The organism is Maribrevibacterium harenarium (assembly GCF_006385675.1).
Lineage (GTDB): Bacteria > Pseudomonadota > Gammaproteobacteria > Pseudomonadales > Marinomonadaceae > Marinomonas > Marinomonas harenarium.
Genome location: NZ_VFRR01000073.1, coordinates 1 through 6,407, shown reverse-complemented (window position 1 = coordinate 6,407; position 6,407 = coordinate 1). Strand labels below are relative to the sequence as shown.

Sequence of the window (6,407 nt, the reverse complement as noted above, 5' to 3'; positions counted from 1 at the left end):
CGGAACCGATTTCAGAGACAGTAGCGGATACAGCAATTCCTTGAGCATTTGCGAAGCTCAGACAGCGGGCGATTTGACCATCTAAATCCTTTTCCTGATCGGAGCTGGAGACGCGAGTATAAATAACCGCTTTAGACTCTCTAACAACCTCATCAACAATGATCGTGCCAGTAGGCAGCTGCCTTGCAGGCACAGGAAGCTTGCCGCTACGAAACTGGTTCCATGCGGTACGATAGCTTATTCCTTGTTTTCTTGCCCAATCTGAAAGCTTCATTTACACCAATATATTACTATGTATATAAATACAGTAACATAAAATCAGCAACAGTTGCAAACCCCTGTCACATCTTTATAGCGCGACAAAACACTTGCAATCATCTCTAGTTGAGCTTGGGTAAGACCTGTCACGATAAAATATACTCGTCCATTAAGTCATCGTACCAATCACTTAACATCGGCAAGTACTCTTGCCGAATGCTTTCAATGACCGCCTCAAATTTGGTGAAATCATAGGTATGGCTCATTAGATTGCGATCACCAATCATACGTAGCCAGACTTCCGCATCGGCTATGTACTTAGCTGCATAAGCTTGGCGTACTACCGCTTTAGGGGAGATCTGATTCAGTTCCAGACCGTCCCACTCCATTTTGTCTTTCAACACTTTCCAAGCCAGCTCAAAGCTATATTCAAAGCGCTGAATGATGCCTTCTTTCTCCAACTGTGATAACTGCTCATGGGGGATTTCCATCGCCTCTTGCAATAGCAAATACGCCCTCTGAAAGTTACGAAAGCGCAGTTTCCAGCGAACATCTTGTTCCATTTTATCCTCCCCTTGCTTGATGACAGTACCTAATAGTTTAGCTCAATTCCGCTTCGGCTTGTTCCAGCGCCTCTTGGGCTTCGAACCAAGCTTCTTCCGCTTGCTCTAGGGCTTTCTTCCATTTAGCTTCGTCGGCCAACAAGGCTTGCAGCTTGTCTTTGTTGGCAATGTCATAAAGACTGGAGTCGGACATGGCTTCAGTCACCACATCCAGCTGTTCTTGGGCCTTGTGCATGTCTTTTTCATGTTTTTCGATTTGCTTACGTAGCGGGCGTAGCTTTTCCCGCAGTTCTGCGGCACGGCGGCGTTCTTCTTTTTTATCAACCTTTTCAACCTTGGCTTCAGTTGATGAAGCACCAGCCACCGCGCTTTTCTGTGCTTGCTGTTGACGAGCTTGTAACCAAGCGTAGTAAGCAGGTAAATCCCCATCAAATGGGGCCACTTGGTTATCAGCTACCAAGAAGAACTCGTCCACGGTACTGTTGATCAAATGACGGTCGTGGGAAACCACCAAAATCGCTCCGTCAAATTCCTGCAGCGCTTCAGTGAGGGCTTGGCGCATTTCGATATCCAAGTGGTTGGTTGGCTCGTCGAGAATCAATAAATTGGGCTTTTGCCAAGCGATCAAAGACAGGGCTAGGCGTGCCTTTTCTCCACCGGAGAAACCTTTCACCGCCCGCAGGGCATCGTCTCCGGTAAAGCCAAAGCCACCGAGGTACTTGCGCACATCCGCTTCTAGTGCCGTCGGGGTCAAACGTTGAATATGCAGCACCGGCGAGGCTTCCAAATCTAATGCGCTTAGCTGATGCTGGGAGAAATAGCCGATTTTGGTATTTTCCCCATACACCCGCTCGCCACCGAGCAACGGCAGTTCTTTCACCAAAGACTTAATCAAGGTGGACTTACCGGCACCATTGGGGCCAAGCAAGCCAATCCGCTGGCCATCGCGTATGGAAAAGTTACAGTTGCCAAGCTGCACTTTATGACCGCCATCTTCTAGGGTGTAACCCAGATCCGCCTGAATCAGGCTAACCAACTGATCGGAAGTTTTATCCGCCATGGGGATGGTAAATTCGAACTGGGAGTCGATATGAGCCGGGCCAATCAGCTCCATCTTTTCCAGCATTTTCAAACGGCTTTGGGCTTGTTTTGCCTTAGTGGCTTTATAACGGAAGCGATCCACGTATTGTTGTAAATGGGCGCGCTTGCGCTGTTGCTGTTCAAAGGTGGCCTGCTGTTGGGCTAAATGCTCCGCACGTTGGCGCTCGTAGTCGGAATAATTGCCTTTATAGACATTCAATTTTTTCTGGTACAAATGCACGATGTGGGTACAAATACCGTCAAGGAAATCCCGGTCGTGGGAGATCAAGATAAGCGTCCCAGGATAATTGCGCAGCCAGTTTTCCAGCCACATGACCGCATCCAAATCCAAGTGGTTAGTAGGCTCGTCCAGTAGCAATACATCCGAAGGGCACATTAGGGCTCGGGCAAGGTTCAAACGAATGCGCCAACCACCGGAAAAATCCGCCACTTTCTTTTCCATATCGGCCATTTTAAAGCCAAGCCCCTGCAGTAAGGTTTCCCCTCGGGAACGGGCAGTGTAACCATGGGCGTTTTCATACTCACTCAGCCAGTGGGCATGAGCGTGATCGTCCCCCGCGGCTTGGGCGTGCTCGATCTTGGCTTCGATCTGGCGCAGGTGATCGTCCCCATCGAGGCAGTATTCCAAAGCGGTGCGATCCACGTCTTCCACTTCTTGAGCCATAAAGGCAATACGCTTTTGCCCCGGCAGGAAAATTTCCCCCGTATCCGCATGCAGTTCCCCTCGCACCATAGCAAAGAGTGAGGACTTACCCGCGCCATTGGCCCCAATTAGACCGACTTTTTGACCTTCAAAAATGGTCATGTCCGCCTGTTCAAGCAAGAATTGAGTACCGCGTTGCAGACTAACCTGGGAAAACTGAATCATGAAAATGGGCTCACATAGAAAAGCAAAGAATCTCAAACTGGCGCACATTTTAGAGCAAGGCCCACCTTGCAATCTACCGGCAAGCATTGGATTCACATACTTTGCCCCCACTTAAGGTGCAAACACTGCCATGGCGTTCTAAAATACGCCCATTGACTTAATTATGGTGACATTCCGTGGTGCAAAACATTAACGAAATCCAGCGCTTTTCCTTCGACAATACCAACGTACGCGGCGAGCGCGTGTTATTGAACGAGGCTTACCAACAAATCATCCGCCGTAAAGACTACCCCAAAGCCCTAGAAAACCTACTTGGGGAATTCGTCTCTGCCATCGCGTTGTTACGCGACATTGTCAAAATTGACGGTGTGCTGTCATTACAGTGCAAAGGCAATGGGCCGTTGAAAACCCTTATGACCGAGTGCGACGAAAAACAAAACCTGCGGGGTATCGCCCAATGGGATGAAGAGCAGAGCTTCCCTGAAAGCATTTCTTTGAAAGAGCTGCTGGATGGCGGCTACCTAGTAATTACCATCACACCACGCAATGGCCGCCGTTACCAAGGTATCGTCGAAATCGTCGGTGACACCCTCGCCGAGTGCCTTGAGCAGTACTTCTACCAATCGGAACAACTGCCGAGCCGGGTATGGCTGGCCGCTAACGGTGCCCAAGCGGGGGGCTTATTCCTCCAGCGACTACCGGCAGAACAAGCCAAAGAGGGAGATGAAGATGCTTGGGATCGTTTTACTCACCTAGCCTCCACCGTCAAACAAGAGGAGCTGCTTGGCCTCGAAACCAACGAGCTACTGCACCGCCTCTACCACGAAGAACAAGTGCGTATGTACGACCCGAAAGCCATGCAGTTTGCGTGCTCTTGCTCGCGCCAACGCACCCTCGATGCCGTAGGCTCCATGGGCGCCATCGAAATCCGCGAAATCCTCGCCGAGCAAGGCACCATCCAAGTGGATTGCCAATTCTGCGCCGAACACTACGAATTCAACGCCCAAGACCTTGCCGCCTGGCTTGGCGACGAAGGCCAACTACACTAACCCAATAAAGGGGTCAGACCCTCCCCTCATGGGGTCAGACCCCTTTATGAGAGGGTCTGACCCCCATACTAGGAGTACACCATGGCGAACACCGTATTTTGTAAAAAATTTCAGAAAGAACTCGAAGGTTTGGAACGTGCCCCACTGCCGGGCGCGAAGGGGCAGGACATCCTTGCTAATGTGTCCAAACAAGCTTGGATGGAATGGCAGAACCTACAAACCATGATCATCAACGAAAAGCACCTGAACTTGATGCAACCGGATGCCCGCAAATACCTGATGGAACAAATGGATAAGTTCTTCAATAACGAAGAAGTCGATCGCCTGCAGGGGTATGTGTCCCCAGATGATATTCAGGAATTATGATTATCTGGCTCGACCCGAAATAAATTGATCGGCCATGGAATGGCCTCGTACGAGCTCAATCCTTTGAGCGACATAACTCATTTTATCGGCCATGGAATGGCCTCGTACGAGCCCAATCTTTGGGCGAAATAACTCATTTTATCGGTCATGGATGGCCTCGTCCGAGCTCAATCCTTTGAGCGACGTAACTCATTTTATCAGCCATGGAATGGCCTCCTACGAGCTCAATCCTCTGAGCGACATAACTCATTTTATCGGCCATGGAATGGCCTCGTACGAGCCCAATCTTTGGGCGAAATAACTCATTTTATCGGTCATGGATGGCCTCGTCCGAGCTCAATCCTTTGAGCGACGTAACTCATTTTATCAGCCATGGAATGGCCTCCTACGAGCTCAATCCTCTGAGCGACATAACTCATTTTATCGGCCATGGAATGGCCTCGTACGAGCCCAATCTTTGGGCGAAATAACTCATTTTATCGGTCATGGATGGCCTCGTCCGAGCTCAATCCTTTGAGCGACGTAACTCATTTTATCGGCCATGGAATGGCCTCCTACGAGCTCAATCCTTTGGACGATTCTGCCAAGCAGCGAAATCCGATGGACGCAATCCGTACCGGGCCAACACTCCCTCATGGATACGCCGCAATTCTTCTACCACCAACGCTTGCACTTCCTCCTGCTCCGCTGGTGGTATTCGTTCCTTTACAGCCTGCTGAATCACGCTAAAAGGCGATTGCTCTGGCTGGGTCACGACACGGTGAATCGTCTGTTTGATAAAGTCGCGCCACGCTAAACGCAACGGATCAGGCTCGACCAAACTCTGCTTTATCGCTAGATACTCTTGGGTAGAGCGCTCGTAAGCCCATACATACAAGTCCCGCAGCAATTCTACCCGAGTCATCTCATATACCCCCAAAATGGCGCGGCTATAGGCTTGCTCTGGCACATCTAAAAACGTCAATGGACACAAATTGGCGCGAAACAATGGCAAATTCGCCGCCAATCGTGAAGTGCGCTTATTGATATCCGCAAAGGGCTGCAGGTAGGGCAGATGCACCATCATAAAAAATGACTGTTCAAATACATCCGTGATCTGGTTGGCCTTCGCCAGCAACCTATCCAGCAACTCCCCTAGTTGTACCGATGCCGACAATGGGCGGTAGACACTTTTTCCGATATCCACCCCATGTTGACGAATACGCCCTTCATCCGCCGGATTTGGCAGCAGGTTTTCCGATAGGGCACTGTGAAGATTCATTAGCGTAAAGCGATTGAATTGGGCGGATTCAATATTTTCAACCAGTAACTCAATGGCAGACTTGTGATTCAATATCATCTGCGTTTCAAGCGCGTTTTTCCCCTGTGCTTGGCGGCCATATTCAATCAGATCACGAGTATCTAAGCGACTATAGGTATTTCCTTCCAAATGACTGGAAGCCCACGACAAATCTATCAACAGCCGGTTCAAAATGGCCCTAGAATAAGTTCCCGCTGGCTGGCTATGCTCATGGGTCTGCCCCATTTTGTGAAGCTGAGAACGCAACGCCGCGGGCAAATACCATGTTTTATTCGGCTGGTAGGAATCCAAAAAATCCCACTGATAACCAACTGGATGGCGCAGTTCTAGCGGCTGATTAATGTACTGCAGTATATCCTGACTGTCTGCGGACACTGGGATAAAGACAGGAAAGCCATCCACTGGTTGTTCTTGGACTGCAGTTGTAGCAATCGGGGCAATGGCGAAATAGCGCCGAGCGCGCCCTTTCCCTCTGGCCTCGATTTGCCCTGCAGCAATCATATCCGCGATCTGGCGCTGAGCCGTTCGCCGTGCGATTTGTGGATGATCACTCAATAGCTTATTGAGACTGATTCCTTCAGAAGCATATTGAATACTAGAAAGTAGAACCTTGGCTGAATCTTGCATAAAAATGGCGCTGTTTATTGATCCGTTGGCGCAATTATGGCGCAGTTCGAAAAAACGCGCCATAATTAAAAGCTAGTAGCATACATCAGCCATGGAATGACGGGGCCCCAGGGGTCAGACCCTCCTGCATGGAGGGTCTGACCCCGAACGGCCGATTCAACATGTTCACCCGCACAGCGGGTTTATATGGACCCGCCCGACTGTTGCAAGCTATTTCGATAACACAGAATAAAGTTGCACGCTTATATTCGGCCTACTTTTTTGAGCATATCTGC

The 6,407-nt window shown here is 49.8% G+C and carries 6 protein-coding genes; 2 read left to right on the top strand and 4 right to left on the bottom strand.

What is annotated here, in order from left to right; translation table 11 throughout:
* The 3 genes from FJM67_RS16680 to FJM67_RS16670 form a co-directional block, all read right to left on the bottom strand.
* Positions 1–274, bottom strand: a 274-nt coding sequence (locus tag FJM67_RS16680) for a recombinase family protein (RefSeq protein WP_181161537.1), incomplete at its 3' end; no start/stop codon positions are given.
* Between the two features lie 130 nt (positions 275–404).
* Positions 405–821, bottom strand: a complete 417-nt coding sequence (locus FJM67_RS16675) for a nucleotidyltransferase substrate binding protein (protein WP_140591735.1) — start codon at positions 819–821, stop codon at positions 405–407.
* Positions 822–858: 37 nt separating this feature from the next.
* Complete coding sequence (locus FJM67_RS16670; protein ID WP_140591732.1) at positions 859–2,790, bottom strand: ATP-binding cassette domain-containing protein; 1,932 nt, start codon at positions 2,788–2,790, stop codon at positions 859–861.
* A 179-nt stretch (positions 2,791–2,969) separates the two neighbouring features.
* On the opposite strand from FJM67_RS16670, the gene hslO reads away from it, so the two are divergent.
* Together hslO and FJM67_RS16660 are read left to right on the top strand one after the other, a co-directional pair.
* Positions 2,970–3,839: an Hsp33 family molecular chaperone HslO gene (hslO, locus tag FJM67_RS16665; protein WP_140591738.1), complete on the top strand. Its 870-nt coding sequence runs from the start codon at positions 2,970–2,972 to the stop codon at positions 3,837–3,839.
* A gap of 81 nt (positions 3,840–3,920) precedes the next feature.
* The gene (locus FJM67_RS16660; RefSeq protein WP_140591729.1) at positions 3,921–4,205 is read left to right on the top strand and encodes an oxidative damage protection protein; all 285 of its coding nucleotides are present in this window, start codon (positions 3,921–3,923) and stop codon (positions 4,203–4,205) included.
* 562 nt (positions 4,206–4,767) lie between these two features.
* Here FJM67_RS16660 and FJM67_RS16655 read toward each other — a convergent pair.
* Positions 4,768–6,132: a Fic family protein gene (locus FJM67_RS16655; RefSeq protein WP_219846036.1), complete on the bottom strand. Its 1,365-nt coding sequence runs from the start codon at positions 6,130–6,132 to the stop codon at positions 4,768–4,770.
* Positions 6,133–6,407: the final 275 nt, after the last annotated feature.

Bases quoted from the DNA above. Each gene is read 5' to 3' on its own strand.
- FJM67_RS16670 (WP_140591732.1), bottom strand. From the start codon at position 2,790: ATGATTCAGTTTTCCCAGGTTAGTCTGCAACGCGGTACTCAATTCTTG.
- FJM67_RS16675 (WP_140591735.1), bottom strand. From the start codon at position 821: ATGGAACAAGATGTTCGCTGGAAACTGCGCTTTCGTAACTTTCAGAGG.
- FJM67_RS16655 (WP_219846036.1), bottom strand. From the start codon at position 6,132: ATGCAAGATTCAGCCAAGGTTCTACTTTCTAGTATTCAATATGCTTCT.
- FJM67_RS16660 (WP_140591729.1), top strand. From the start codon at position 3,921: ATGGCGAACACCGTATTTTGTAAAAAATTTCAGAAAGAACTCGAAGGT.